The sequence below is a fragment of the uncultured Brevundimonas sp. genome (genome assembly GCF_937863155.1).
Lineage (GTDB): Bacteria > Pseudomonadota > Alphaproteobacteria > Caulobacterales > Caulobacteraceae > Brevundimonas.
On record NZ_CALMFB010000038.1, the window covers coordinates 1 to 25,921 of the forward strand.

30 protein-coding genes, 1 tRNA gene and 1 pseudogene are annotated in these 25,921 nt (G+C 69.5%); 22 read left to right on the top strand and 10 right to left on the bottom strand.

Annotated features, from left to right (window positions below):
* Positions 1-649, top strand: a pseudogene (locus Q0581_RS05895) (cell division protein FtsH); the annotation flags it as partial.
* Positions 650-721: 72 nt separating this feature from the next.
* Here the strand turns inward: Q0581_RS05895 and Q0581_RS05900 are convergent.
* Positions 722-1,120: a GreA/GreB family elongation factor gene (locus tag Q0581_RS05900; RefSeq protein WP_298698548.1), complete on the bottom strand. Its 399-nt coding sequence runs from the start codon at positions 1,118-1,120 to the stop codon at positions 722-724.
* A gap of 348 nt (positions 1,121-1,468) precedes the next feature.
* Between Q0581_RS05900 and Q0581_RS05905 the strand changes: the two genes are divergently transcribed.
* From Q0581_RS05905 to Q0581_RS05940, 8 genes are all read left to right on the top strand, one after another.
* Positions 1,469-2,683, top strand: coding sequence for an acyltransferase family protein (locus Q0581_RS05905; RefSeq protein WP_298698550.1), 1,215 nt, complete (start codon positions 1,469-1,471; stop codon positions 2,681-2,683).
* A 74-nt stretch (positions 2,684-2,757) separates the two neighbouring features.
* Positions 2,758-3,396 (top strand): hypothetical protein, encoded by a 639-nt coding sequence (locus Q0581_RS05910; RefSeq protein ID WP_298698552.1) that lies wholly within the window; start codon positions 2,758-2,760, stop codon positions 3,394-3,396.
* A gap of 3 nt (positions 3,397-3,399) precedes the next feature.
* Positions 3,400-3,705 carry a transcriptional regulator gene (locus Q0581_RS05915; RefSeq protein WP_298698555.1) on the top strand — a complete coding sequence of 102 codons (306 nt, stop codon included), beginning with the start codon at positions 3,400-3,402 and terminating at the stop codon, positions 3,703-3,705.
* Positions 3,706-3,719: 14 nt separating this feature from the next.
* Positions 3,720-4,511 carry a dihydropteroate synthase gene (gene folP, locus Q0581_RS05920; RefSeq protein ID WP_298698609.1) on the top strand — a complete coding sequence of 264 codons (792 nt, stop codon included), beginning with the start codon at positions 3,720-3,722 and terminating at the stop codon, positions 4,509-4,511.
* A gap of 38 nt (positions 4,512-4,549) precedes the next feature.
* Positions 4,550-5,353 (top strand): bifunctional hydroxymethylpyrimidine kinase/phosphomethylpyrimidine kinase, encoded by an 804-nt coding sequence (gene thiD / locus Q0581_RS05925; RefSeq protein WP_298698557.1) that lies wholly within the window; start codon positions 4,550-4,552, stop codon positions 5,351-5,353.
* Positions 5,350-5,925, top strand: coding sequence for a nucleotidyltransferase family protein (locus tag Q0581_RS05930; RefSeq protein WP_298698560.1), 576 nt, complete (start codon positions 5,350-5,352; stop codon positions 5,923-5,925). The genes thiD and Q0581_RS05930 overlap by 4 nt, the downstream gene beginning before the upstream one ends.
* Before the next feature lie 45 nt (positions 5,926-5,970).
* Entirely contained in the window at positions 5,971-6,717 is a 747-nt protein-coding gene (locus tag Q0581_RS05935; protein WP_298698563.1) for a ribonuclease T2, read from the top strand.
* A gap of 45 nt (positions 6,718-6,762) precedes the next feature.
* The gene (locus tag Q0581_RS05940) at positions 6,763-7,140 is read left to right on the top strand and encodes a hypothetical protein (RefSeq protein WP_298698566.1); all 378 of its coding nucleotides are present in this window, start codon (positions 6,763-6,765) and stop codon (positions 7,138-7,140) included.
* 12 nt (positions 7,141-7,152) lie between these two features.
* Here Q0581_RS05940 and Q0581_RS05945 read toward each other — a convergent pair whose 3' ends face one another.
* From Q0581_RS05945 to Q0581_RS05965, 5 genes are all read right to left on the bottom strand, one after another.
* Positions 7,153-8,145 (bottom strand): hypothetical protein, encoded by a 993-nt coding sequence (locus tag Q0581_RS05945; protein WP_298698568.1) that lies wholly within the window; start codon positions 8,143-8,145, stop codon positions 7,153-7,155.
* Between the two features lie 43 nt (positions 8,146-8,188).
* Positions 8,189-8,956: an ABC transporter permease gene (locus tag Q0581_RS05950; protein ID WP_298698570.1), complete on the bottom strand. Its 768-nt coding sequence runs from the start codon at positions 8,954-8,956 to the stop codon at positions 8,189-8,191.
* Positions 8,956-9,894, bottom strand: coding sequence for an ABC transporter ATP-binding protein (locus Q0581_RS05955; protein WP_298698573.1), 939 nt, complete (start codon positions 9,892-9,894; stop codon positions 8,956-8,958). Before Q0581_RS05955 ends, Q0581_RS05950 begins: the two co-directional genes overlap by 1 nt.
* Before the next feature lie 130 nt (positions 9,895-10,024).
* The gene (locus Q0581_RS05960; protein WP_298698575.1) at positions 10,025-10,555 is read right to left on the bottom strand and encodes a hypothetical protein; all 531 of its coding nucleotides are present in this window, start codon (positions 10,553-10,555) and stop codon (positions 10,025-10,027) included.
* A 147-nt stretch (positions 10,556-10,702) separates the two neighbouring features.
* Entirely contained in the window at positions 10,703-11,164 is a 462-nt protein-coding gene (locus Q0581_RS05965; protein ID WP_298698577.1) for a peptidase S1, read from the bottom strand.
* 255 nt (positions 11,165-11,419) lie between these two features.
* Here Q0581_RS05965 and Q0581_RS05970 point away from each other — a divergent pair, with 255 nt between their 5' ends.
* The 6 genes from Q0581_RS05970 to Q0581_RS05995 all read left to right on the top strand — a co-directional run bounded on the left by Q0581_RS05970 (position 11,420) and on the right by Q0581_RS05995 (position 17,392).
* Positions 11,420-13,219 carry a long-chain-acyl-CoA synthetase gene (locus tag Q0581_RS05970; protein ID WP_298698578.1) on the top strand — a complete coding sequence of 600 codons (1,800 nt, stop codon included), beginning with the start codon at positions 11,420-11,422 and terminating at the stop codon, positions 13,217-13,219.
* Positions 13,220-13,300: 81 nt separating this feature from the next.
* A complete protein-coding gene (motA, locus tag Q0581_RS05975; RefSeq protein WP_298698581.1) occupies positions 13,301-14,170 on the top strand; it encodes a flagellar motor stator protein MotA in 870 nt (289 codons plus the stop codon).
* A gap of 170 nt (positions 14,171-14,340) precedes the next feature.
* Entirely contained in the window at positions 14,341-14,595 is a 255-nt protein-coding gene (locus Q0581_RS05980; RefSeq protein ID WP_298698583.1) for a hypothetical protein, read from the top strand.
* Between the two features lie 197 nt (positions 14,596-14,792).
* The gene (locus Q0581_RS05985; protein ID WP_298698585.1) at positions 14,793-15,056 is read left to right on the top strand and encodes a hypothetical protein; all 264 of its coding nucleotides are present in this window, start codon (positions 14,793-14,795) and stop codon (positions 15,054-15,056) included.
* Between the two features lie 89 nt (positions 15,057-15,145).
* Positions 15,146-16,945: an FAD-dependent 5-carboxymethylaminomethyl-2-thiouridine(34) oxidoreductase MnmC gene (gene mnmC / locus Q0581_RS05990; RefSeq protein ID WP_298698587.1), complete on the top strand. Its 1,800-nt coding sequence runs from the start codon at positions 15,146-15,148 to the stop codon at positions 16,943-16,945.
* A gap of 30 nt (positions 16,946-16,975) precedes the next feature.
* Positions 16,976-17,392, top strand: a complete 417-nt coding sequence (locus Q0581_RS05995) for a hypothetical protein (RefSeq protein ID WP_298698590.1) — start codon at positions 16,976-16,978, stop codon at positions 17,390-17,392.
* A gap of 5 nt (positions 17,393-17,397) precedes the next feature.
* On the opposite strand, the gene scpA is transcribed toward Q0581_RS05995, so the two are convergent.
* Positions 17,398-19,560 carry a methylmalonyl-CoA mutase gene (scpA, locus tag Q0581_RS06000; protein ID WP_298698593.1) on the bottom strand — a complete coding sequence of 721 codons (2,163 nt, stop codon included), beginning with the start codon at positions 19,558-19,560 and terminating at the stop codon, positions 17,398-17,400.
* Positions 19,557-20,930 (bottom strand): methylmalonyl-CoA mutase family protein, encoded by a 1,374-nt coding sequence (locus tag Q0581_RS06005; RefSeq protein ID WP_298698595.1) that lies wholly within the window; start codon positions 20,928-20,930, stop codon positions 19,557-19,559. Before Q0581_RS06005 ends, scpA begins: the two co-directional genes overlap by 4 nt.
* Positions 20,931-21,068: 138 nt before the next feature.
* On the opposite strand from Q0581_RS06005, the gene Q0581_RS06010 reads away from it, so the two are divergent.
* From Q0581_RS06010 to Q0581_RS06020, 3 genes are all read left to right on the top strand, one after another.
* Complete coding sequence (locus Q0581_RS06010; protein WP_298698598.1) at positions 21,069-21,647, top strand: helix-turn-helix domain-containing protein; 579 nt, start codon at positions 21,069-21,071, stop codon at positions 21,645-21,647.
* A gap of 285 nt (positions 21,648-21,932) precedes the next feature.
* Positions 21,933-22,163 (top strand): hypothetical protein, encoded by a 231-nt coding sequence (locus Q0581_RS06015; protein ID WP_298698600.1) that lies wholly within the window; start codon positions 21,933-21,935, stop codon positions 22,161-22,163.
* Entirely contained in the window at positions 22,153-22,551 is a 399-nt protein-coding gene (locus Q0581_RS06020) for a MarR family winged helix-turn-helix transcriptional regulator (protein ID WP_298698601.1), read from the top strand. The genes Q0581_RS06015 and Q0581_RS06020 overlap by 11 nt, the downstream gene beginning before the upstream one ends.
* A gap of 12 nt (positions 22,552-22,563) precedes the next feature.
* Here Q0581_RS06020 and Q0581_RS06025 read toward each other — a convergent pair whose 3' ends face one another.
* Positions 22,564-23,781 (bottom strand): PQQ-dependent sugar dehydrogenase, encoded by a 1,218-nt coding sequence (locus Q0581_RS06025; RefSeq protein WP_298698603.1) that lies wholly within the window; start codon positions 23,779-23,781, stop codon positions 22,564-22,566.
* A 189-nt stretch (positions 23,782-23,970) separates the two neighbouring features.
* On the opposite strand from Q0581_RS06025, the gene Q0581_RS06030 reads away from it, so the two are divergent.
* The 3 genes from Q0581_RS06030 to Q0581_RS06040 all read left to right on the top strand — a co-directional run bounded on the left by Q0581_RS06030 (position 23,971) and on the right by Q0581_RS06040 (position 25,086).
* Positions 23,971-24,047: transfer RNA gene (locus tag Q0581_RS06030), tRNA-Met, on the top strand.
* Positions 24,048-24,119: 72 nt separating this feature from the next.
* Positions 24,120-24,722, top strand: coding sequence for an IPTL-CTERM sorting domain-containing protein (locus tag Q0581_RS06035; RefSeq protein WP_298698604.1), 603 nt, complete (start codon positions 24,120-24,122; stop codon positions 24,720-24,722).
* A 61-nt stretch (positions 24,723-24,783) separates the two neighbouring features.
* The gene (locus Q0581_RS06040) at positions 24,784-25,086 is read left to right on the top strand and encodes a hypothetical protein (RefSeq protein ID WP_298698606.1); all 303 of its coding nucleotides are present in this window, start codon (positions 24,784-24,786) and stop codon (positions 25,084-25,086) included.
* A 59-nt stretch (positions 25,087-25,145) separates the two neighbouring features.
* On the opposite strand, the gene Q0581_RS06045 is transcribed toward Q0581_RS06040, so the two are convergent.
* Entirely contained in the window at positions 25,146-25,775 is a 630-nt protein-coding gene (locus Q0581_RS06045) for a TlpA disulfide reductase family protein (RefSeq protein ID WP_298698608.1), read from the bottom strand.
* On the opposite strand from Q0581_RS06045, the gene Q0581_RS06050 reads away from it, so the two are divergent.
* On the top strand, positions 25,774-25,921 hold a 148-nt coding region (locus Q0581_RS06050; RefSeq protein ID WP_298698611.1), incomplete at its 3' end, for a hypothetical protein. The two genes, Q0581_RS06045 and Q0581_RS06050, sit on opposite strands and share 2 nt — an antisense overlap.

The following is a 25,921-nucleotide window of genomic DNA, read 5'->3' on the forward strand; positions in this document are numbered from 1 at the left end:
CGGCCACGCCATCGTCGCCATGAACGTCAAGATGGCCGACCCGGTGCACAAGGCCACCATCGTGCCGCGCGGCCGCGCCCTGGGCATGGTGATGCAGTTGCCGGAAGGCGACCGCTATTCGATGAAATATCAGCAGATGGTCGATCGCATCGCCATCATGGCCGGCGGCCGCGTGGCCGAGGAGCTGATCTTCGGCAAGGAGAACATCACCTCGGGCGCCAGCTCCGACATCGAACAGGCCACCAAACTGGCCCGCGCCATGGTCACCCGCTGGGGTTTCTCGGACGTGCTGGGCACCGTGGCCTATGGCGAGAACCAGGAGGAGGTCTTCCTGGGCCATTCGGTGGCGCGCAGCCAGAACGTGTCGGAAGAGACGGCCCGCATCATCGACGCCGAGGTCAAGCGTCTGGTCACCGCCGGCTGGGACGAGGCGCGCAAGATCCTGAAGCGCAAGAAGGCCGACCACGAAAAGCTGGCGCAGGGCCTGCTGGAGTTCGAGACCCTGTCGGGCGAGGAAATCCGCGACCTGCTGGAAAAGGGCCTGGCCCCCAACCGCGACGCTGACAACTTCCCCAACGCCGGGCCTTCGGTCTCGGTGCCGGTGACGCCGGTGTCGGACGGGACAGAGACCCAGCCGACCGTGCACTGATCGTCACGATCCCGCATTCTCTGCAGACGGCCGCCCCCCAACGGGCGGCCGTTTCGCTATGCGGGATCAGATTCAGGCGGCCTCGACCCGGATCGGGGTCAGGCGGCGCAGCTCGCCCGAGGCGTCGGGCCAGTCCAGCGACATGCCCTCGGCCAGGCCGATCAGACCCGCGCCGACCCACGACAGGATCGACACCTTGCCCTGATCGATGTCGGCGTCCTCGGGCAGGACCAACTGGACGCGCCGCGCCTCTTCGGCGCGGCCGTCGACATAGTGCAGCCAGCGGTTCAGCGAGACGATATTGGCGGGCAGGTCGCCGGCCTCGCACACCTGGGCGCGGTCCAGTTCCTGTTGCAGCAGGGCGGCCGGGCCACGGCCGGGCAGATCGCCGACCAGGCGGTCCAAGGCCTCGAAATCCGGGCGGCTGAGAAGAATGTCGGGCAGGCCGACGGGATTTGTGGAAGCCGTCATGACGGCAGTCTCCTGTGTCTTGGCGCGCGCGGTGGACAGGCGTCCAGACCGTTCGCATCAGGTCTTGAAAAGGGTGGAAAGGTCCGGTGCGCGGCGCCCCGTAGCGGGGCCGGCGCAGCGCGCACGACGAACCGCTACGGGTCAGACGCCTTCGACGCGGCGCCCCGCATGGCTGGTCCGTCGGATCTGACTGACAAGGCGGTTCATGCCCTGAAAGCTGGGCGGCCCGGCACGGTTTGTCAAATGGCGGGAAAAGGGACGTCAGGAAACGATGATGCAAAACATGTTTGCATTATAAACTGGTCTGTCGTAATCAGCCGCCGTTCAACCCGGCTGGGAGGCCGCCCGATGACATCCACCGACACCCCCGACCGCCTGCATGGGCTGGACGCCCTGCGTGGCGGCGCCCTGCTGCTGGGCGTGGTGCTGCACGCCAGCCTGTCGTTCTTTCCCCAGCAGATCTGGATCGTGGCCGACGACAGCCGCTCGATCGGGGCGGCCTGGTTGTTCTTCGCCATCCATCTGTTCCGCATGACGGCCTTTTTCCTCATCGCCGGTCTGTTCGCCCACATGATGCTGGCGCGGCGGGGCTGGTTCGGCTTCGCCAGGGACAGGGTGATCCGCATCGCCGGGCCTCTGGCGGCCTTCTGGTTTCCGGTCATGGCCGGGATCGTCACCGCCCTGGTGTGGAACGCCCACGCCAACGGCCTGGTGACGCCGGGCGCGCCGCCGCCCCCGCCGCCGACCTATGACTGGACCAATGTCCCGCTGACGCACCTGTGGTTCCTCTATGTGCTGATGATCTTCTATGTCGCCCTGCTGGTCGTGCGCGCGCCGTTTGCGGCGCTGGACCGGAGGGGCGGCTGGGGCCGTCTGGTCGACCGCTTCACCGGCGCCCTGACCGGGCCGCACACGCCGGTGGTGCTGGCCGCGCCCCTGGCGGTCGCCCTGTGGCAGGATCCGAAATGGATCGCCTTCTTCGCCGTGCCGACGCCGGATGCGGGCCTCGTGCCCCATACCGCCGCCCTGGTCGGGTTCGGCCTGGCCTTCGGGTTCGGCGCCCTGTTGAACCGTCGCCGCGGCCTGCTGAGCCGCATCGCCGCCTGGTCGCCCCTGTATCTGATCGTGGCCGTCGCGGCGGGGTTCGGCGCCTGGTATCTGGCGGGCGGCCCCAGCCTGGCGCCGATGATCGAGCCGACCCGCGACAAGGCCATCGCCGCCGCCGTCACCGCCCTGGCGGTCTATGCCTCGGCCCTGGCGGCCATGGGTCTGTGCCTGCGCTTCCTGTCGGGACACAGCGCGGTGCGGCGTTACCTGGCCGACGCCTCCTACTGGGTCTACATCCTGCATCTGCCGCTGGTCATGCTGGCCCAGGTGTGGGTGCAGGACTGGCCCGGCCCGTGGCAGGTCAAGCTGGCGGGGGTGTCGCTGGGCGTGTTCGGCGTCTGCCTGGCCAGTTATGAGCTGACCGTGCGGCACGGCTTCATGGGCAAATGGCTGAACGGCCGTCGCATCCCGTGGCGCAAACCCAGGGCCGAACCGGCGGCCGCGCCCGCCGAATAGTTTGCCAAGCGGGGCCGGCTGGTTCATCCCGGACCGGTCGGCCCCGCCCGCAAGAGTCGCACCCGAGGGAACCCATGCCCGCCAAGCCCCGCCTGAACTCGCCCGAAGACGATCTGGCCTTCATGCGCGCCATCGTCGAGGGGGGCGGACGCCCGCCGATGACCCTGGCCATCTGCTATCTGGCGGGCGGGCTTCTGTATGGGCTTCAGTGCCTGTTCCACGTCGGCCAGGTGATCGGCCTGATCCGTTGGCCCGATTTGGCCAATCTGGCCTTTGTGGTGGGGATCACCGTCGCCTTCCTGGGGGTGCTGACCTGGGCGATCCTGAGGGACCGAAAGGACGGCGGCGCCAATCGCGGCCCCCTGGCCACGCGGGTGACCAGCGCGGCCTTCAGCGCCACCGGCATGGCCAATGCGGCGGTGGTGATCGTCTTCGCGGTCGGCGCCATGCGCGATCAGGACTTCGCCATCTGGCTGTATTACGCCGCCATCGTCTTCGCCCTGCAGGCGGCGGCCTGGTATGTGGCCTGGGTTCTGAAGAAGAAGGGCTGGATGCTGGCGGTGTCGCTGGGCGGATGGGTCACGGCGGTGGCCCTGGGCCTTCTGGTGCGCCAGCCGGTCGCCTATCTGGGCGTCTGCACCGTGGCCCTGTTCCTGCTGTTCGCCCTGCCCGGCTGGGCCCTGTTCCGCGATGCGCGGGCGAAAGCGGCCTGACCCATGGGACTGGAGGATCTCGGGCGGATCGACGAGGTCATCCACGGCCGGATGCGGCTGGGGATCATGGTCTATCTGGCCGATGTCGAGACGGCCGAATTCACCGAGCTGAAGACCGTGCTGGAGGCGACCCAGGGCAATCTGTCGGTCCATCTGAAAAAGCTGGAAGAGGCCGGATATGTCGCCATCGACAAGAGCTTTCGCGACAACAAGCCCCTGACGCGGGTTGCGATCACGCCCGAGGGGCGGCGGGCCTTCGGCGCCTATCTGAAGGCCCTGGGCGCCCTGATCGGCAAGGGGGCCTCGTGACCGCTCCCAAGGTCATGGGCATCGTCAATGTGACGCCCGACAGCTTTTCCGACGGCGGGCGGCTGGGTTCGGTCGCCGCGGCGGTCGATCACGCGATGGCCCTGGTCGCCCAGGGCGCCGACATCCTGGACATCGGCGGCGAAAGCACCCGGCCGGGCGCCGAGCCGGTGGATCAGGCCCAGGAGATCGAACGGGTCGCGCCGGTGATCCAGGGCGTGCGCGCCCTCTGGGCCGGGCCGATCAGCATCGACACCGCCAAGCCCGCCGTGGCCCGCGCGGCCGTGGCGGCGGGGGCCACGATCTGGAACGACATCACCGGCCTGAGCGGGGCGGACGACAGCCTGGCCACGGCGGCGGACCTGGGTTGCACCGTCTGCCTGATGCACATGCAGGGCGAGCCGCGCACCATGCAGGCGGACCCCCGCTATGACGATGTGGTCGCCGAGGTGTTCGGCTGGCTGGCCGCGCGGGCCGAAGCGGCGATGGCGGCGGGGGTGGCGCGCGAGGCGATCTGGCTGGACCCCGGCATCGGCTTCGGCAAGACGGCGGCGCACAATCTGGCCCTGACCGCGCATCTGGGCGAACTGGCCGCCCTGGGCTTCCCGGTCATGTATGGCGCCAGCCGCAAGCGGATGATCCAGGCCGTCGATCCGACGGCGGACGATCCCATGGACCGGATCGGCGGCTCCCTGGCCCTGGCGCTGGAGGCGGCGCGACGCGGCGCGGCGGTGATCCGGGTGCACGACGTGCGCCAGACGCTGCAGGCGCTGAAGCTTCAGGCGGCGGTGGCGGCGGCGGGCGGTTGAGCCTATCTAGGCCCTCCTGTTTTCGCATGGAGCAAGCCATGACCGCCCCGCTCGGCCGCGTCCTGATCATCGCCGGTTCGGATTCCGGCGGCGGCGCGGGGGTTCAGGCCGACATCAAGGCCGTGACGATGCTGGGCGGCCATGCGGCCACGGCCATCACGGCGATCACGGTGCAGAACACCCTGGGCGTTCATGGCGTCCATCCCCTGCCGCTGGACGTCATCACGGCCCAGGCGCGGGCGGTGCTGGACGACATCGGGACCGACGCGGTCAAGACCGGCATGCTGGGGTCGGTGCAGGTGGTCGAGACGGTGGCCGCCCTCTTGGACACCACGCCGGCCCCGGCGGTGGTCGATCCCGTGATGATCGCCAAGGGTGGGCATCCCCTGCTGGAAGACCGCGCGGTGGCGGCCGTCCGTGAACTGATGATCCCGCGCGCGGCCCTGCTGACCCCCAATGCGCCGGAGGCGGAAGCCCTGACCGGCCTGACGGTGGAGGACCTGGACGGCCAGCGGCGGGCGGGCGAGGCGCTGCTGAAACTGGGGGCGCGGGCGGTGCTGATGAAGGGCGGCCATGTGGCGGGCGGCGATATGGTGATCGACCTGCTGCTGACCCCCCATGGCGAGACCCTGCTGGAAGGGCCGCGCATTGAGACGACCAGCACCCATGGCACCGGCTGCACCCTGGCCAGCGCCTGCGCGGCGGGCCTGGCCTGGGGGAAGCCGGTCCAGGTCGCGGCGGCCGAGGCCTGGGCCTATGTGGCCGAAGCCATCCGCCGGGCGCCGGGCCTGGGCGGCGGGCACGGACCGCTGGATCACGCCTGGCCGGTGCGCGGAAAATGAGCGATCTGGAGACCCGGCTGGTCGACATCGTGCGGGCCGACCCCGGCCTGATGCACGTGCTGCGGACCGTGCGCGGCCTGGGCCTGCCCGACTGGCGACTGGTGTCCGGCGCCGTCTATCAGGCGGTGTGGAACCACCTGACCGGCCGCCCGGCAGGCTACGGGATCAAGGACTACGACCTGGCCTATTTCGACGCCTCGGACACCGGCTGGGACGCCGAGGACGCCGTGATCCACCGCGTCGCGGCCACCTTCGACGAACCGTTCCGAAGCCAGGTCGAGGTGCGCAACCAGGCGCGGGTGCATCTGTGGTTCAAGGACCGGTTCGGCGAAGACTACGACCCCCTTCCCCACACCGACGCGGCGCTGGCCCGTTTCGTGGCACCCGCCTTCGCCGTGGGGGTGCGGCTGGAGGACGACGAAACGATCAGCGTGGTCGCCCCGTTCGGCCTTCAGGATGTGTTCGGCATGGTGATCCGACCCAATCCGCACCGGCCGCTGGCCCGGGGATGGGCGCGGACGACCGAGAATGCGCGCGGCCGCTGGCCCGAGATCACCGTGGTGGAACCGTAACGCCGGCCCGCTAAGATGCCGGCCGCATTCCATCGGAGACCCACGATGATCCGCCGCGCCTGGCTTTTGACGCCCCTTCTGCTGACCCTGGGATGCAGCCCTCTGGCGGAGCAGGCGGTGACCGAAACCGCCGATGGCGAGGTGTGCGTGGTTCCGCAGGGCCTGCGCCCGGCGCCGGCCTATCGCCCGCCCGCCGACGAGATCGCGCGCGGCGTCGAGACGGCCCACTATCTGATGGCTGTCAGCTGGTCGCCCCAGGCGTGCCGGACGGGCAAGGACTATCCCGACGCCGATCATCAATGCCGCGACAATCGCTTCGGCCTGACGCTGCACGGCCTGTGGCCCAACGGCCCGACGCGCAGTCGCCATCCCCGCTATTGCGCCGCCGCCCCGGCGATGAAGGCCGAGACGGTGCGGCGACATTTCTGCATGACGCCATCGCCGTCGCTGCAACAGCATGAATGGGCCGCGCACGGCACCTGCGGCTGGGACACGCCCGAAGCCTATTTCGACCAGGCGGCGCGCCTGTGGGACGGGCTGAACCGGCCGGATCTGGAGGCCATTCCGGCCGACCGCCTGACCGCCGGCGCCATCCGCGACGCCTTCGCCCGCGCCAATCCGGGCCTGCCGCAGGACGCCGTCTGGGTGGTGCTGGCCGAGGATCACTGGTTCCGCGAGGCGCGCATCTGCTATTCCAAGGCGTTCCGGTGGGAAGCCTGCCCCAACGGCGTCGGGCCGCGCGACGCCACGCCGGTGCGACTGGCCCCGCGCGGACGGGCAACGGCTCCTTAACCGGACGAGCGCAGCCTCCTGACGTATCCGCACCGGGAGACGCCCATGTCGACCATCGCCAGCCAGAGCTATCGCCGCAACCGCGACCATTTCGAGCCGCAGGACAGCGACCCCCAGGAACAGCGCCGCATCCGCGGTCAGCTGGAGCAGATGGACTACACCGCCTTCGTGGCCAACCGCGAGGTGTTGAGCCAGATGCTGGGCAAGGCCCAGGCGGAATCCTTTCAGAAGCTGGCCGCCCTGACGGCGGCGGCGCGCGGGCGCTGGGCGGCTGAGGCGCTGCGGCTGGCGGAATCCGGCTCGCCGGTCACGCCGGATCAGGCCGCGCGTCTGACGGCGCATCGCACGGCCTATGAAGAACTGGCCGAGGCCTATGAGGCCCTGCGCCGGATGGTCGAGCGCGGATATATCAGCCTGGCCTGACCGGCCCGGCGATCAGTCCAGCGACTGCGGCCGGGTGACGATCGGCGCATCGGGATCGACGGCCTGAGGCCGCGCCTGGGTCGGGGGCGGACCGTCCGGCGTCGGAACCGTGGCGGCCGGCTCGGGCGCCGGCGACGGAGCCGGGGGTGGGGCCAGGATCACGACCGGAGGCGATGGCTGCGGGCGCGACGGCGCAACCGCCGGCGCCCGGGCGGGTGTGGCCGAGGGAACGGCCACGACAGGGGCAGGCGCCCGTTCGGCGGGCTGAGCCGAAGTCTCGACCGCCGCCGGGACAGGAACTGGCGCATCCGTCACCGGCGGCGACGGATCGACAACCGCATCGACGGCGAGAGGCGCTGCGGGCGTTTCGGGCGGGGCGACGTCGGCGGGACGATTTAGCCACCACAGGCCCCCGGCCGCGACCGCCAGCACCAGCGCCGCGACGCCCGCGTACAGCCGCCAGGGGCGAGACCCAGCGGCCTGGATGGCGGTGATCGCCACGTCCGGCGCGGCAACGGGTATCGGCGCGGGCTGGGGTTCAGGTTGGGGTTCAGGCAGAGGTTCGGGCAGGGCGGCCGGAACCTGGGCCTGGAGGCTGGAGGCCGCGTTCGACGCGGTCTGGGCCTGGGCGGGTTCGGGTTTGAGTTCGGGTTTGAGTTCTGGCGCGGGTTGCGGCGCCGGACGCGGAGCGGCCTGGGGCACCATGGAGCCGCCGAAGATGCCGCCGCCCGTCCGCGGCGCCGGAGCCGCGCGCTGGGGGCGCGGCGCCTGTGTCTGGGGCTGAGGCTGCACCGGAGTCTGGACCTGAGGCGCCGTCAGGCTGTCGGGCGTGACCGAAGCCGGCGGCTGGGCCGACGCCACCGGACGCGCCGGGCGCGGGGTCGGCGTCGGCATCAGGCGGTTCACCGCCTTGGGCAGGGGACCGGCCCGGAACACGGTCGGCGGCGGCCGTCCCCAGGCGAAGGGGCGGCGCGGATCGGACGGAGGCGGCGTATCGTTGGACATCAGATCGACAGGCTGGTCGTGGAAGCCGGCGCCATTATGACGCTTACGCCTTCAACCGGTAACCGGTGCGGAAGATCCAGCCCACGGCCGCCAGCAGCACCAGGAAGAAGCCCAGCGTCGCCCCCAGGCTGATCGCCACCGGCACGTCGCCGACGCCGAAGAAGGCCCAGCGGAAGCCCGAAATCAGATAGACGACCGGGTTGAACAGACTGACCTGACGCCAGCCGTCCGGCAGCATGTCGATCGAATAGAAGGCGCCGCCCAGAAACGTCAGCGGCGTGACGATCAGCATGGGGATGAAGTTCAGCTGCTCGAAACTCTGGGCCCAGACGCCGATGATGAAGCCGAACAGGGCGAAGGTCGCCGAGATCAGCACCAGAAAGGCCAGCATCCAGAAGGGGTGCAGGATGTGCAGCGGCGTGAACAGGGCCGCCGTGGCCAGGATCACCAGCCCCAGGATCACCGACTTGGTGGCCGCCGCCCCGACATAGCCCAGCACCGTCTCGAACGGCGACACCGGCGCCGACAGCAGCTCATAGATGGTGCCGGTGAATTTGGGGAAATAGATGCCGAAACTGCCGTTGAAGATCGAGTTGGTGAACAGGCTGAGCATGATCAGGCCCGGCACGATGAAGGCGCCATAGGGCACGTCCGACACCTCGGTCATGCGGCTGCCGATGGCCGTGCCGAAGACGACGAAATACAGGGCCGTGGTCACCACCGGGGTGATGATCGACTGCCAGAAGGTGCGCAGGGCGCGCGCCATCTCGAAACGATAGATGGCCCAGACGCCATAGCCATTGAACGCCATCAGGCCGCCTCCTCGCGTGACTGGTGGACCAGGCCCACGAAGATGTCCTCCAGCGAGCTTTGCCGCGTGGACAGATCCTTGAAGCCGACGCCCAGGTCCGACAGGCGCCGCAGCAACGACGGAACGCCGGTCTTTTCGGCGTTGGAATCGAAGACATACTCCAGCTCGTGCCCGTCGGCCTTAAGCTCCAGCGCCCAGTCGGACAGTTCGGCCGGCAGGGTCGCCAGCGGTTCCTGAAGCTGCAGGGTCAGGGTCTTGCGACCCAGCTTCTTCATCAGGGCGGTGGTTTCCTCGACCAGCACGATCCGGCCCTTCAGGATCACACCCACCCGGTCGGCCATCTCCTCGGCCTCTTCGATATAGTGGGTGGTCAGGATGATGGTGACGCCCTTGGCGCGCAGGCCGCGCACCAGGTTCCACATGTCGCGGCGCAGTTCGACGTCCACCCCGGCGGTGGGTTCGTCCAGGAACAGGATGTCCGGTTCGTGGCTCAGGGCCTTGGCTATCATGACCCGGCGCTTCATGCCGCCGGACAGGGTCATGATCTTGGCGTCCTTCTTGTCCCACAGGCTGAGGTCGCGAAGGATCTTCTCGATCAGGGCGGGGTTCGGCCCCTTGCCGAACAGGCCGCGGCTGAAGCTGACGGTGGACCAGACCGTCTCGAAGGCGTCGGTGGTCAGTTCCTGGGGCACCAGGCCGATCTTGGACCGGGCCGCACGATAGTCGCGCCCGATGTCGTGGCCATCGGCCAGAACGGTTCCGGTCGAAGGCGTCACGATCCCGCAGATGATGGAGATCAGCGTGGTCTTGCCCGCGCCGTTCGGGCCCAGCAGGGCGAAGATTTCGCCCTTGTCGATGGTCAGATCGACGGATTTCAGGGCCTCAAGCCCGGACTTGTAGGTCTTGGTCAGGCCACTGACCGCGATCGCCGGCGCCATGCGCTTCCCCTCGGTGACGAGCCGGTCAGATATGGACGACGGCGCCCGCGCTCAAGACCTGCGTCGGCGTCCCGATGCGAAAAGCCCCGACGCCATGCGCCGGGGCTGATCGACGGTCGAAAATGGCGGATCAGCCGCCCGGAGCGACCACCACGATCGGCGGCGGCGCAGGCGGCGTGGCCGGGGCCACGACCACCGTGGGCGCGGCCGGCGCTTCGCTCAGATAGGCGCGCGGCCCGGTGGGTTGAGCGGGTTCGGCCGGCGCGGCGACGGGCGTCGGGGCTGCCCGCGACGCGGCCGGGCGCGACGGGACGGCCACGCCGCGCTGGACCGGCGCGGCGGCCGGGGGTGCTTCCGCCGCCATGACGGGAACCGGGGGCGTCTCCACGGGCGCAGCGACCGTCTCGGCCGGCGCAGGCGCGGCCACAAGCGGGGTGGCGGCGGGCGCCGCCAGCGGCTGGGCCGGGACCATCTGGGTCTGGGGCGCGGTCAGCACCGCCACGGCGCCGGCGGCCAGGGCCAGGGCGCCGACCGGGGCCAGGATCATCCAGGCCCGAACGCCGCGTCGGGCGGCGCGCCGGCTGCTGACGCGGGCATAGGCGGGGACATGGCTGTGGTCGGCGTCCACGGACGAATGGGTGTTGGAATAGGTCATCGACATGCGACGGTCCTCCTTCTTGCGAGGGAGGAAGAACCGCCATCGGCGAACCGGGTTCCAGCTAAGCCGTGGGCGCCACAAAGAAAAACCGTTGTCGCCACAGCTGGGGCGACAACGGTTCAACGTCCGACCCGTGGGTCGTCCTGGGCCTTAGAAGTTGCTGATTTCCGAGATCGAGACCACCGCCGGGCGGGTTTCGCCGCTGGAATAGGTGCCGACCCAGATTTCATAGCGGCCGGCGACCGGGCTCAGGGTCACGACCGGGTTCGAGCCGTCGCCGCTGTCGTCGTCGCAATACCATTCGCCATTGGGGCCGTTGACCACGATGGTGGTGTCGGCGTTCGAAATGGCCGAGATCTTCAGGTTCAGCGACCCCTTGCCGTCCCACCACAGACGCACGTCCGGCTGGGCGGTGATGAAGCCGCGGCAGGTGTTGAACCGGGTCGAGGCGTCGATCGAGCCGCCGGCCCGCAGGCTGATCAGGTGCGGATCGGGCGTGAAGCCCGGCGCCAGGCGCACGTCGCCATAGTTGGCGCTGGCGTTGTAATCCTGGGCCACGGCGGGTGCGGCGGCCAGAGCCAGGGCCAGCGCCGCCAGAACGGTCGTCTTCATGAGCATATCCCCCGAAAGCGGCCATCGACCCTGCGCCGACGACCTTCGTTTGCTCGATTAAAGGCGCGCGAGCCGGTATGTTCAAGCTTTCCAAGCCTGACGATCAGGTGACGTGGCGTCACCCGGCGCATCGGCGCCACGTCCGCGCGGGAAAGCCGCGCGGCGCGCCCCTGCCGTTCGCCTTGCGGTTGACCCGCCGTGTCCGCTTGTCCATCACGGAACGGAACGATCACACACGCAGTCGGAGACGCATCCATGGGGCTGATGGCGAACATCAAGCGCGATCTGCGTTTCGTCTCCGGCCTGCGCCGCCTGCTGAACCGCATCAAGCCGATCACCCTGGACAGCACCGTCCTGGTTTCCGACGACTTCGAGGAAGCGGTCGACAAATACGCCGACAACATCGCCATCGAAGACGAGCAGCGCAGCCTGACCTATCGCGACCTGGACGCCCTGGCCAATCGCTATGGTCACTGGGCCAAGGGGCGCGGCCTGCGACGCGGCGAGGTCATCGCCCTGGTGATGACCAACCGGGCGGAATATCTGGCGGCGTGGCTGGGCTTCGCCAAGGTCGGCATCGCCACGGCCCTGATCAACACCAATCTGGGGGGCCAGGCCCTGGCCCACTGCCTGGCCATTTCGGGCGCCTTCAACGTCGTGGCCGACGAGGACTGCTGGCGCCAGGTCGAAGAGGCCCGGCCCTTCGTCAAACAGAATCTGATGCTGTGGGTGCTGGGCCTGAAGGGCGAGGAAGAAACCAGCGAGCGCCGCGGCCTGGACAACGCCGTGCGCGGCGGGTCGTCGGTGCGGCCGGCGCCCAGCGCGCGGGCCGGCCTGACCAACCGCGACACCGCCCTGTTCATCTACACCTCGGGCACGACGGGCCTGCCCAAGGCGGCGCGCATCCCGCATTCACGCGCCCGCACCTATATGCGCGCCTTCGCCGGCTGCACCGAATCGACAGCCCAGGACCGCATCTACAACTGCCTGCCGCTGTATCATTCGACGGGCGGCCTGGTGGGTGTGGGCGCGGCTCTGCTGAACGGCGCGCGGCTGGTGGTGCGCAAGAAATTCTCGGCCAGCCATTTCTGGCCCGACGTGCGCGCCAGCGGGGCCACCATGTTCGTCTATATCGGCGAGCTGTGCCGCTATCTGGTCAACTGTCCGCCGCACGAAGACGAACGTGCGCACAAGCTGCGCCTGGCGTTCGGCAACGGCCTGCGCCCCGATGTCTGGACCGAATTCCAGTCGCGCTTCGCCGTGCCGCGCATCCTGGAGTTCTACGGCTCGACCGAAGGCAACGTTTCGCTGTTCAACTTCGACGGCAAGGCCGGTTCGATCGGCCGGGTGCCCAAATTCCTCAAGAGCAAGATCAACATCCGCCTGGTCCGGTTCGATGTGGACGAGGAGGCGCCGGTGCGCGGGTCGGACGGCCTGTGCCAACCCGTGTCGGTGGGCGAGATCGGCGAGGCCATCGGCATGATCGGCGACGACATCCGCCACGACTTCACCGGCTATGCCGACAAGGCGGCGTCGCAGAAGAAGATCCTGACCGACGTTTTCAAGCGCGGCGACCGCTGGTTCCGCACCGGCGACCTGATGCGCCAGGACGCCGAGGGCTATTTCTATTTCGTCGACCGGATCGGCGACACCTTCCGCTGGAAGGGCGAGAACGTCTCGACCAGCGAGGTCGAACAGCGCCTGGCCGAGGCGCCGGGCGTGGCCGAGATCATCGCCTATGGCGTTCCGGTTCCGGGCCAGGACGGCAAGGCCGGCATGGTGGCCATCGTCCCCGAGGGCCGATTCAACGCCAAGGCGTTCGCCGACTTCGCCGAACAGTCCCTGCCCGTCTATGCGCGGCCGGCCTTCGTGCGCCTGATCAAGGCGGTCGACACCACCGGCACCTTCAAATACCGCAAGGTCGATCTGGTGAGCGACGGCTATGACCCCGACAAGGTGGACGGCCAGGTCTATGTGCGCGGCGGCAAGAGCGGCTATCAGAAGATGACGCCCACAGCCCTGGCGGCGGTGCAGTCGGGCGAAATGCGGCTCTGATCGCGGCTGGGCGGCAACCGGGCCTTAATCATTAACGGTCATCCTCGACGCCTCTGATCGCGTCGCGGACCGGCCCCCTACATGTTCCAGATCATCGGCATCGTCGTCCTGTTCGCCATGGTGTTCGGCGGATACACGATCGCGGGCGGCAAGATGGGGGTGATCCTTCACTCCCTGCCCTATGAGATGATGATGATCGGCGGGGCGGCGGTGGCGGCGCTGCTGATCTCGAACGCCCCCTCGACGCTGAAGGGCGTGGCGGGCGGCTTCGGCAAGGTCTTCGCCGGATCGAAATGGAAGAAGCAGGACTACAAGGACCTGCTGTCCCTGCTGTTCCAGCTGACCAAGACCATGAAGTCCAAGGGCGTGATCGCCCTGGAAAGCCACATCGAAAAGCCCGCCGAAAGCACCATCTTCCAGAAATACCCCAAGGTGCTGAAGGACCATTTCGCCGTCGACTTCATCTGCGACACCCTGCGGATGATGACCATGAACCTCGAAGATCCGCACCAGATCGAGGACGCCATGGAAAAGCAGCTGGAAAAGCATCACCACGAGGCGCTGGAGCCGGCGCACGCCCTGCAGAACATGGCCGACGCCCTGCCGGCGCTGGGCATCGTCGCGGCCGTGCTGGGCGTGATCAAGACCATGGCCGCCATCACCGAACCGCCCGAAGTGCTGGGCGGCATGATCGGCGGCGCCCTGGTCGGCACCTTCCTGGGCGTGTTCCTGGCCTATGGTCTGGTGGGGCCGCTGGCCACGCGCCTGACCGGGATCATCAATGGCGACGCCGCCTACTACAAGATCATCCAGTCGGTGCTGGTGGCGCACCTGCATGGCAACGCCGCCCAGATTTCGGTCGAGATCGGCCGCGGCGACATCCCTTCTGGCGCCCAGCCGTCGTTCACCGAGATGGAAGAGGCCCTGTCGGCCGCCCCGACCGACGCCTGATCGTCCCGGCCCGGAATACTCGGCGGGCGTGGCGCACGCACCGCCTGCCGCCCCCATGCAATCCCCGGCTGAATCAACCGGCCCGCTCTTGCGCGCCTGCTCACGACCGCGTTACCGATAGGGTCGGAAGCATCAGCTTTCGATAAAATCAAACCTCAGGGGTACTCACCATGCGCATCACCGCTCTGATCGCCGCCTCGGCCGCCGCTCTGGCCCTGGCCGCCTGCCAACCGGCCGCCGAAGACAAGACCGAAGCCGCTGCTGCTGACGCCGCCGCCACCTCGGCCGACACCGCCGCCGCCGACGCCGCCGCCGCTGGCGCCGCTGCGACCGACGCCGCCGCTTCGGCTGACGCCGCGACCGCCGCTGCCGCTGCTGCTCCGGCCGCTGACGCCGCCGCCGCTCCGGCTGCTCCGGCTCAGTAAGCCTTTCACGGCTTTGCGCGCCCTTGCGGGCGTGGCGGAAAGGGGGTCGCTTCGGCGGCCCCCTTTTTCGTTTTCAGGCCTCGCCGAACAGGCGATCACGCGCCCGTGAGAATTCCCCTTGCATAGCGCCTCACGATTCCGTTATCTGGCGCTGCGGGGATTCATGCCCCCGCATAACCTTCTGAAGGAAATCCATCATGCGCATCACCGCTCTGATCGCCGCCTCGGCCGCCGCTCTGGCCCTGGCCGCCTGCACCCCGGCCGCCGAAGACAAGGCTGAAGACGCCGCCGCCGCCGCCGACACGGCTGCCGACGCCGCCGCCACTGCCGACGCCGCCGCCACCGACGCTGCCGCCGCTGCCGGCGACGCCGCCGCCGCCGCTGGCGACGCTGCTGCCGCTGCCGCTGCTCCGGCCGCTGACGCCGCTGCTGCTCCGGCTGCTCCGGCTGCCGCTCACTAAGAGCGACACGCTTCGGGCCTTCGGGCCTGGCGCAAGGGCCGTCCCGAAAGGGGCGGCCCTTTTCGTTTGTCCGGTGTAAAGCCACGGCTATGACCGACGACCGCTCGCCGTACCTGCTCTGGACGCCCGAAGGCGCGCCGCGATCGGGTCGGTTCGACGATGTCTATTTCTCGCGCCAGGACGGCCTGGCCGAAACCCGGGCGGTGTTCCTGGACGGATGCGGCCTGCCCGACGCCTGGGCCGGACGAGGCGACTTCACCGTGGGGGAGCTGGGCTTCGGCACCGGCCTGAACATCGCCGCCCTGCTGGAGCTGTGGCGCCGGGAAGGCCCGGCGGACGGACGGCTGCACCTGTTCTCGATCGAGGCCTTTCCCCTGAGCCGCGACGAGGCCGCGCGCGCCCTGGCCGCCTGGCCCCAGATCGCACCCGAGGCCCAGGCCCTGCTGGATGTCTGGCCCCAGGCGACGCCGGGCTTTCACCGGCTGGACCTGCCCGCCTATCGCGCCACCCTGGATCTGGCTGTGGGCGATGCGGCCTGGGCGCTAGCCCAATGGGACGGGCGAGCCGACGCCTGGTTCCTGGACGGTTTCGCCCCTTCGACCAATCCCGGAATGTGGTCCGACGCCGTGATGGACGGGCTTCAGACGCGGTCCGCGCCCGGCGCGCGGCTGGCGACCTTCACCGTGGCCGGAGCCGTGCGACGCGGCCTGGCCCAGCGCGGCTTCGCCGTTGACAAACGCCCCGGCCATGGCCGCAAGCGCGAGCGGCTGGAAGCCCGCGCGCCCGGCGCGGCGGCCCCACCCCCGACCCCCGGCCTGACGGCGGTGATCGGTGCAGGCATCGCGGGCGCGAGCCTGGCGCGGGCCCTGACCCGGCTGGGGCGTCCGGTGGTGGTGATCGAGGCCGAGGCGCCCGGCGCGGGCGGGTCGGGCTTCGCCGCGGGCCTGGTCACGCCCCGGCTGGACATCGGCGATGGCGCCATCGCCGCCCTGTACGCCCAGGCCCTGAGGCGCGCGGGCGACCTGTACGCGACCGTGCCCGAGGCCGTGACCGCGCGCGGCGTGCTGCAACTGCCCGGCATGGCGCGCGACGCCGCCCGCTTCCCCAAGGCGGCGGCCCAGGACATCTGGGCGACGGAGGCGCTAAAGGTGCTGGACGCCCCGGCGGCGTCACGGCGCCTGGACGAGCCGGTGGACGAAGACGGCCTGTGGATGGCCCCGGCCCTGGCGGTGCGGCCACGCCTGATAGTGGACGCCTGGCTTCGGGACGTTCCGGTCCTGACCGGCCGGATCGCCCGGATCGAGGGCGAAGCGGGGGCCTGGCGCCTGCTGGATGCGGACGGCGCGCTGGTCACCCCGGCGGCCCAGGTGATCATCGCCGCAGGCTGGGGCGCGGCGGCCCTTGAGCCGATGCTGAACCTGCGTCCGGTGCGCGGTCAGGCCGAGTGGGTCGAGGGGGTTCATCCTCCGGTCGCCGCGGCCTGGGGCGGCTATGTCGTACCGACCGGCGACGGCCTGCTGTTCGGCGCAACCCATGATCGGGACGACACGGACACGGACGTTCGCGCCACCTCGCGCGAACAGAACAAGGCGCGGCTGAACATGCGTCTGCCGGGTCTGGCCCAGCGTGTCGAAGGGCTGGAGATCCACTCGCGCGCCGCCGTGCGGGCGACCACGCCGGATCGTCTGCCCCTGGTCGGAGAGAGGGCGCCGGGCCTGCATGTGCTGACCGGCCTGGGTTCGCGCGGCCTGTGCCTGGCGCCGTTGCTGGCCGAACATCTGGCGGCGCGCATCGCGGGCGCGCCCTCGCCCCTGCCGCATGAGCTGGCGATGCGCATCGATGTCGCACGGCCGACGAAACCGACTGCGCCGCCGGGCGCTTCGATGTAGATTGAAATCGGACCTGAACAGGAGAAGACCATGCGCCTGCCCGTCGTCGCCTTCGCCGTCCTGACCCTGCCGCTGATCGCCGCCGGTTGCGCGCCATCGACCAGCCCCGGCGTGGAGGGCGCCGACCCTCAGGCCCGGCCCTGCTTCATGGCCAATATGGTCACCAATTTCCGATCGGGCGACGGACAGAACCTGTATCTGCGCGCCGGTCGCAACGGCGGGGTGTTCGAGCTTCAGTCGGTCGGCTTCTGCCGCGACCTGGACTGGGCCCAGTCCATCGCCATCGCACCCGAGTTCGGATCGGGCGCCCGCCTGTGTCCCGGCGACCGGGTGACTCTGGCCTATCGCGGCGGCGGCGCCATGCCCAACGGCCCCTGCCGTGCCGTGGTCGAGCGCAAGCTGACCGAGGCCGAGGTCGAGGCCCTGCCCAGCCGCTCGCGGCCCTAACGGGTTCAACGTTTCTGGGCGTAACCCAGGCGCTGGTTCAGCTTTTCGATCAGATCCGCCGCCGTTTCGGCCACCACCGAGCCGGGCGGATAGACGGCGGCCACCCCGGCATCCAGCAGGGGCTGCACGTCGGCGGGCGGGATCACGCCGCCGACCACCACCATGATATCCTCGCGCCCCAGCTTCTTCAGCTCGGCGATCAGGGCCGGCGCCAGGGTCAGGTGCCCCGCCGCCAGTGACGAGGCGCCGACGGCGTGGACCTTCTGCTCGACCGCCTGTTTCGCGGCCTCTTCCGGCGTCTGGAACAGGGGACCGGCGATGGCGTCCAGCCCCAGGTCGGCATAGCCGGTCGCCACCACCTTCTGGCCCCGGTCGTGGCCGTCCTGGCCCAGTTTGGCGATCAGGATGCGGGGCGGCCCGCCGTCATTCTCGACGAAGGCGGCCACCATCTGGCGGGCGCGGGTGACGCGCGGCTCGTCCCCCGCCGTGGCGCCATAGACGCCGCGCACGGTGCGCACCTCGGCCACATGGCGGCCGAAGGCGGCCTCCAGCGCGTCGGAGATCTCGCCCACCGTCGCCTTGGCCCGCGCCGCCTGGACCGACAGCTCCAAGAGGTTGGCGTTTCCTTTCGCCCCGTTGGTCAGGGCGATCAGGGCGGCGTCCACGGCGGCCGGGTCGCGTTCGGCGCGCAGCCGCTCCAGCTTGGCGATCTGGGCGGCGCGGACCTGGGCGTTGTCGACCTTCAGCACCGGAATGTCGTCGGGCGTGTCGCACAGATATTTGTTCACCCCGACCACGGTCTGCTGGCCGGTGTCGATGCGGGCTTGGGTGCGGGCGGCGGCCTCTTCGATGCGCAGCTTGGGCACGCCGGCCTCGATGGCCTTGGCCATGCCGCCCAGGGCCTGGACCTCGGCCATGTGAGCGCGGGCGCGGGTCGCCAGATCGTGCGTCAGCCGCTCGACATACAGGCTGCCGCCCCAGGGATCGATGACGCCGGTGATCCCGGTCTCATGCTGGATCAACAGCTGGGTGTTGCGCGCGATCCGGGCCGAGAAGTCGGTCGGCAGGGCCAGGGCCTCGTCCAGCGAATTGGTGTGCAGGCTCTGGGTCTGGCCCGCCGCCGCCGCCATGGCCTCGACCATGGTGCGCGGCACATTGTTGAACACGTCCTGGGCCGCCAGCGACCAGCCCGAGGTCTGGCAGTGGGCGCGCAGGGCCAGGGATTTCGGATCGGTCGGAGCGAACTCCTTCTGAATCGCTTCGGCCCACAGCATGCGGGCGGCCCGCATCTTGGCCGTCTCCATGAAGTAGTTCATGCCGATGGCCCAAAAGAAGCTCAGGCGCGGGGCGAACCGGTCGATGGGCAGGCCCGAGGCGACCCCGGCGCGGGCGTATTCGATCCCGTCGGCCAGGGTGTAGGCCATCTCCAGATCGGCCGAGGCCCCGGCCTCCTGCATGTGATAGCCGCTGATGGAGATGGAGTTGAATTTGGGCGCGTGCTGGGCCGTCCAGGCGAAGATGTCCGCGATGATCCGCATGCTGGGCGCCGGCGGATAGATGTAGGTGTTGCGGACCATGAACTCCTTGAGGATGTCGTTCTGGATGGTCCCGGTCAGGGCGGAATGGGCCACGCCCTGTTCTTCCGCCGCCACGACATAGAGGGCCAGGATCGGCAGGACGGCGCCGTTCATGGTCATCGACACCGACATCTGATCCAGCGGGATGCCGTCGAACAGGGTCCGCATGTCCAGGATGGAATCGATGGCCACCCCCGCCATGCCGACGTCGCCGGCCACGCGCGGATGGTCGCTGTCATAGCCCCGGTGGGTGGCCAGGTCGAAGGCGATGGACAGGCCCTTCTGCCCCGCCGCCAAATTGCGCCGATAGAAGGCGTTCGATTCCTCAGCAGTCGAGAAGCCGGCGTACTGGCGCACCGTCCAGGGGTTGGACGCATACATGGTCGGATAGGGGCCGCGCAGATAGGGGGCGATCCCCGGCAGGCCATGAATGAAGTCCAGCCCGTCGCGCGACGAGGCGTCGAACGCCGAAGGAATGTCGATGCCTTCGGGCGTGCTCCAGGGTTCACGCGGGGCGGCGCCCGGCAGGAGCGACAGGTCCAGGGGCGACAGGTCCAGGGGCGCGGCGGTGAAGTCGAACGGGCGGCTCATCGGGCGGCCTCCTCGAACGGCGCCGACCATCGGACGGGCGTCAGCGGTGCGAAGTCGGGCGTTGCTTGGCGTGACGGGGCGCGAGGCGCGACGGGCGCCGAGCGGGGGTCGGGATCGACGAACCGGGTCACCCCCACCATCACGGCCCGATTGTCGGACAGGGCGGCCTGGCGCGCGTCGCGGGCCTGGACGATCCGGGACCGGAGCGTTTCCGTTTCCAGAGCCTGTTGGACCCCGCCCTCGGCCTCGATGCGCTGGAACTCGGCCCAGCCGGCCTGGGCCAGATCGCGGGTGCGGGCGTCCAGATACCAGGACCCGGCGGCGGGATCGTCGACCCGGCCCAGCTGCGCCTCTTCCATGAGAACCAGCTGGGTGTTGCGCGCCATGCGGCGGGCGAATCCATCCGGCGCCCCGGCGGCGGCGGTGAAGCCGTCCAGGATCACCGCATCGGCCCCGCCCACGGCCCCGGCGAACCCCGCCGCCGACAGACGCAGCATGTTGGACCAGGGATCGCGGGCGTCCAGCATGCGGCGCGACGACCGCGCCTCGATCACGGCCTCGGTTTCGGCTCCCGCCGCGCGCGCGAACGAGCGCCACAACAGCCGCGCGGCCCGCACCTTGGCCACGCCATCCAGATACTCGGCGTCCACCGACAGCCCCAGGACCGTGCCGGCCAGGGCCCGCTCCACCGTCAGGCCCGCCGCCGTGGCCGCCCGCAGCATCGCCGCCGCCGAAGCCAGGGCCAGGCCCAGCTCCTGTCCGATCGTCGCGCCCGCCTCGTGCGCCGCCCGGCCCGAGGCCAGGAACAGCCGGGCCAGCGGATAGGTCGCGGCCTGACGCACCGCCTCTTCAGCCGCCAGGGCCAGATCGGCGTCCAGCCCGCCACGCCCCAGACGCGCGGCGACCGACACCGGGTCCAGATGCAGCATCAGCCGCGCGCGCGGCGACCCCTTGGCCGCCGCCGCCAGCGCCCGCGCCGCCTGAACCCCCTCGATCCCCGCTTCCAGTCCCACCGGCGCCAGCTCCAGCGCCACGCCCTCCAGCACGCGGGCGATGTCCGACGTGGCCGCCGCAGCTTCGCTCAGCACGACCGAGGTCGCGCCGTTGTTCAGGTCTTCCAGAACCGCAGCATTGGCCTGGGCCGCGTCCGCTTCCTCGATCAGGGTGCGCAGATCCCATGGCGTCGCCTGCGCCTCGACCGGCCGCGCGGCGACCAGAGGCGGCGTTCCGTCATCGGCGTACAGCGGCCGCACCGCCAGACCGTCCGCATCGCGCCGGGTCAGCCCCTCCAGCGGCGCATCCTTCAGCGCCTTGCGGGCCAGGACGGCCCACCGGTCGAGGTCGGGCGCGGAAAAGACGGGATCGGTCATGCAGCCTCCGAAGACTGGGTTTCCGGTACCCGACCAGAGCCGCCTTCGTCCAGTTGCCGCCCATTGGCGCGGCGGGCCGGTTGACAAACGCCCGTTCGGCGGGACACGAAGAGACTGCAATATTACGAACTGGTAATGATGACCCGTACCGCCTCGGAAATCGACCTGATCGACGATCCGCTTCAGATCCGCTGCCTGTCCGGCGCACGGCGGTACGACATTCTGGCCCGGCTTCAGGTCGCCGGCGCCCTGTCGGTGCGCGAACTGGCCGAGTGGCTGGGGGCCAAGCCTTCGGCTCTTTATCACCATATCCAGCAGCTTCTGGACGCCGGCCTGATCCGGCCCGACGGCCATCGCGTCGTCAACCGCCGGCGCGAACAGCTGTACGCCGCCCGCTCGCGCCGCATGCGCATCAGCCGCGATCTGCGCCGACCCCAGGTGCGCGACAGCCTGACCGAGGTCGCCGCCTCCTTCTCACGCCAGGCCGAACGGGATTTCCGGCGCGGTTTCGCCGACTGCCCCGAGGCCGCCGATGGTCCGGTCCGCGCCATGGGGTTCGCCCGCGCCTTCGGTCGTCCCGGCGCCGAGCGGCTGAAACGCATCAACGCCCTGCTGGATGAAGCCGCCGCCCTGATGGCCGAAGATGACGGCGAAGACGGCGCGGCGGCCGTGGTGCTGAACTGGGCGCTGACCCCGGCGTCACGAGGCGACGACTGATCCTCGGTCGCCGGCCGGGTTAAAAAACGTACATATTACGAACAGGCGATTGATCGCCCGCGGCCGCATCCGCATGATGCGTCGATTAGGCGCCGGCTCGCCAGCCGTGACGTACAAGTACGACAACTTTCTGATTTATAGACTATTTGATACAGTCGATCCTTCGGCGCGTGCAGATACGTAAATCAATAATATTACATCAATTTAAGAAGAAACCGCCAAGCAACGTCCGTATTATTCTGATCGCAGTCAGGATCGACCTGACAATTCTTTTCAGAGCGGACCATGCGGCTACGCGCCACGATCGTGATCGACATAGACGCCGCCGATTTCGTCGAGGCCGCCGACCATCAGCGCACGATCGAAGCGCATGTCGCCGACCTGAAGCGCGCCTATGGCGAGGCGTCGCTGGACTTCCGCGAAAGCCGCACGCCGCGTCGCGGCCGCCGCCGCCCGCCGACCCGCGTGCCGCCGCCGCTACAGGCCGCCGGACGCATGAGGCCCTATGTCGATTGAAGTCGAAGTCCTGACCGAGGCGGCGCCGGCTCTGCCGGCGCGGCGACGCGACGTGGTTCTGGCCGCGCTGGAGGTGTTTCGCGGCCTGGATGTCGGCATCACCACCAACAATATGGTGACCTTCCTGTACCTGTGTGAAAACGAGGGGGTCAGCGTCACCGAACTGGCGACCCTGGCGGGCCTGAACCCGGCCACGGCGTCGCGGTCGATCCGATCGCTGGCCGCGCCGGGCGCACGCTGGTCCCTGCCGCCGTCTCTGGGGCTGATCGAGGTGCTGGGCTATGGCGCCAGCCGCAACTCCAAGACCCTGCGCCTGACTCCCGCCGGCGCCGAGATCCGCGACCGCATCAACGCCCTGATCGAGACCGGCGTCCGCATCGAGGCCTGATGTCGCGACGCCTCAGCCCGCCGGCGCCAGACGCACCAGCTTGCCGTTGTCTTCGTCGGTGATGGCCCAGACGGCGCCGTCCGGCCCCACCGCGACGTCTCGAATACGCTCGCCCAGGTCGGTCAGAAGCCGTTCTTCACCCACCACGCGGCCGTCGCGGATCACCAGCCGGGCGATGTGCTTCTCCTTCAGCGCCGCGACCAGCAGGTTCCCGCGCCAGCCCGGGAACATCGCCCCGTCATAGAAGACCGCCCCGCCCGGCGCGATCACCGGATCCCAGTAATAGACCGGCTGTTCCATGCCTTCATGCGCCGTCGTGCCTTCGCCGATGGCCAGACCGGAATATTCGACGCCATAGGTGGCGACGGGCCAGCCATAGTTCCTGCCGGCTTCGGGCCGGTTCAGTTCGTCGCCGCCGCGCGCGCCGTGTTCGATGGTCCACAGGGCGCCGTCCGGCCCGATGGCCGCCCCCTGGACGTTGCGATGCCCCAGAGACCAGATCTCGGGCAAGGCCCCCTCACGGCCGACAAACGGGTTGCCTTGCGGAACCGAACCATCGGCGTTGATCCGCACGACCTTGCCCATGTGGGAATCCAGCCGCTGGGCCTGGGGCCGCATGGCGCGGTCAGATCGCTCGCCCAGGGTGACGAACAGCGTCCCGTCCGGCGCGAAGGCCAGGACCGAGCCGAAATGCTTGTCGCCGTCATAGGTCGGTAGGGCGCGGAAGATGACCTGAACATCCTCCACCCGCGTCCCGTCCGGCGACAGGCGGCCACGCGCCACGCTGGTGGCGTTTCCGCCCTGGCGCGGCTCGGCATAGGTCCAGTAGATCATCCGGTCCTGGGCGAAGCCGGGGCTGAGCGTCACATCCAGCAGGCCGCCCTGGCCGCGCGCATCGACGGCGGGCAGGCCCTGGATCGGTTCGCCTACAACGCCATCAGCCGACACGATCCGCATCCGCCCCGGCCGTTCGGTGACCAGCCAGCGCCCGTCCGGCAACAGAGCCAGGCCCCAGGGATGCGCCAGGCCCGACGCCACCACCGTGTGCGCCAGGGCCGTCTCGGTGCGGACCGAAGGCGCGCGGGTCTGGCCGTCGAAGGCTGGGGTCTGGTTCCGACCGTTGGCGTCGCGCGTCTCGACCGGCGAGCCTTCCGGCGCGGTCTGGCTGTCGGCGCGGCAAGCGGCGGCGAGGGTCAGCAGGCCCAGGGCGGCGGCGGCGATCAGGCGCATGGGAGGGTCTCCGGCGGGTGTCGATGACGATACAGTGGAACGCGCCGGACCGCCTGGGGATGCGGCGTCGCATCGCAGGGCGAAACGACCGGCGCGCAACGGCGACTTGAACCCCCCGCCCCGGCCCTATATAGGCACGCCTCTCGCGCGCGAAGCCAAGCACGCGACGCCTTCGATCGCGGATCGAGCGGCTGGGTAGCTCAGATGGTTAGAGCGGTGGATTCATAACCCACAGGTCGGCGGTTCGATCCCGCCCCCAGCCACCACTTCTCCTGTCGCCGCCCATTGCCATATCGGCGATCTGGAGAGATAACCTCCTCACTTTCCGGGGGGAAATCATGCGACATGTAGCCTGGGCGCTTGTCGTCCTTTGCCTGAGTCTGGCCACGCCCGCCGCGGCGCAGGTTTACATCGGCCAGGCCGGAACCGGCGTCAGCCCCGGCGCAGGCTGGGCCAGCGATGACTTTGCGGGACAGATCTTCACCGTGCCCGCAGGCGTCACGCGACTGGATGAATTCAGTCTGGGGATGACGGGTACGGGAAGCTTCATCCTGGGCATCGTTCCCGAATCCCAGGCCGCGACGACCAACTTCATCGCCGTGTCCGGCGCCATGAACGTCAACCTGCCCACGACGCAGTACCAGATGCAGACGTTTCGGCCCTTCAGCGGCGTGACCGTCGTTCCGGGTGAAACCTATCTTTTGCGGCGCGTGATCCTGTCCGGCGACCCCCAGGTTCTGAACTCGGGCGCCGACTACTATGCGGATGGCGAATTCTGGGTCGACGGCATCTGGGGCATGGCGGACGACACTTTTTTCAGGGTCGGGTTCGATCTGCCGCCTCCTGTCGTTCCGACTCTTTCGGAATGGGGACTGATGCTTTTGGGCCTGGGATTGGCGGCTCTGGCCCTGGGCATCGTCCGTCGGAGACACGCCGCCTGAGCGCAACCGGATCGGCGCCTGTCGCGTTAGCGGCCAAGGTTCGTCACGCGAAGGAGAAGCCATGACCATCCGCACCCTCACCCTGGCCGCCATTTCCGCCCTGGCCCTGGGCGCCGCCGCCTGCACCCAGGCCGAGCAGGCCGAGACCGAGGCCAATGCCGAAGCCGCCGCCGACACCGCAGGCGACGCCGCCGCCCGCGCCGGCGAAGTCATCGAATCCGGGGCCATGAAGGCCGCCCAGGCGGTCGAGGACGGCGCCGCCAAGGCCGCCGACAAGCTGGAGCAGAACCAGGCCGAAGCCGCCGCGCAAGGCCGCCCCGGCGCCGTCGATCCGGCCACGGATCAGCGCGTCCCGGCCAACTGATCCTTACGGATCACCCGAGACAGGGGGCCGTCGCGGCGACGCGGCGGCTCTTGTCGTATTCAGGCCGGTTCAGCCAGCAGGGCGTCGATCAGGGCGCGGGCCTGGGGGCTGGCCCAGTCGGCTTCGCCGGAAAAGGCGGCGCGCACCCGGCCCTGACGGTCCAGCAGGATGGTCTGGGGCATCTTGCCCTTGCCCGGAAACAGGAAGGGCATCTGAAACTTCGGGTCCGAATACATCGGCAGCGGTTCATGCACGCCGATGAAGCTGCGGGCGTCGGCGATAGCGTCGGCGCCCGTATCGACATTGATGGGCAGGACCGCCAGGTCGCCCGTGGGATAGGCCCGCGCCAGGGCCGCCAGGGTCGGCATTTCGGTGCGGCACGGCGCGCACCACATGGCCCACAGATTGACCGCCACCACCCGGCCGCGGAAATCGGCCAGACGGACGTCCCGCCCCTGAGCATCCTGGAACACATGATCGGGCGCGGGTGTCAGCTCCGCCGGGGTCTCCAGCCGCGCCAGCGGGCCGACCGCGAACCGGGCCAGGTCGCTTTTCGCCTCGGATTGCGCGGCGACCGGCACGGAGGCTTTGAACGGCCCGGCCTTGTTCGCGTATAGCAGCCCGACGCCGCCGGCCCCGGCCAGCAGCACCGCCCCCGCGACCGCCACGATCCATTTCGAGACGCCCATGACCGCCCCTTCCGACGCCAACCCGACCGGACAGAGCCTATGGGGCGGACGCTTTTCCGCCAAGCCCGCCGACATCATGCAGGCGATCAATGTCTCCATCGGCGTCGACAAACGCCTGTGGGCGCAGGATCTGGCCGGATCGCGGG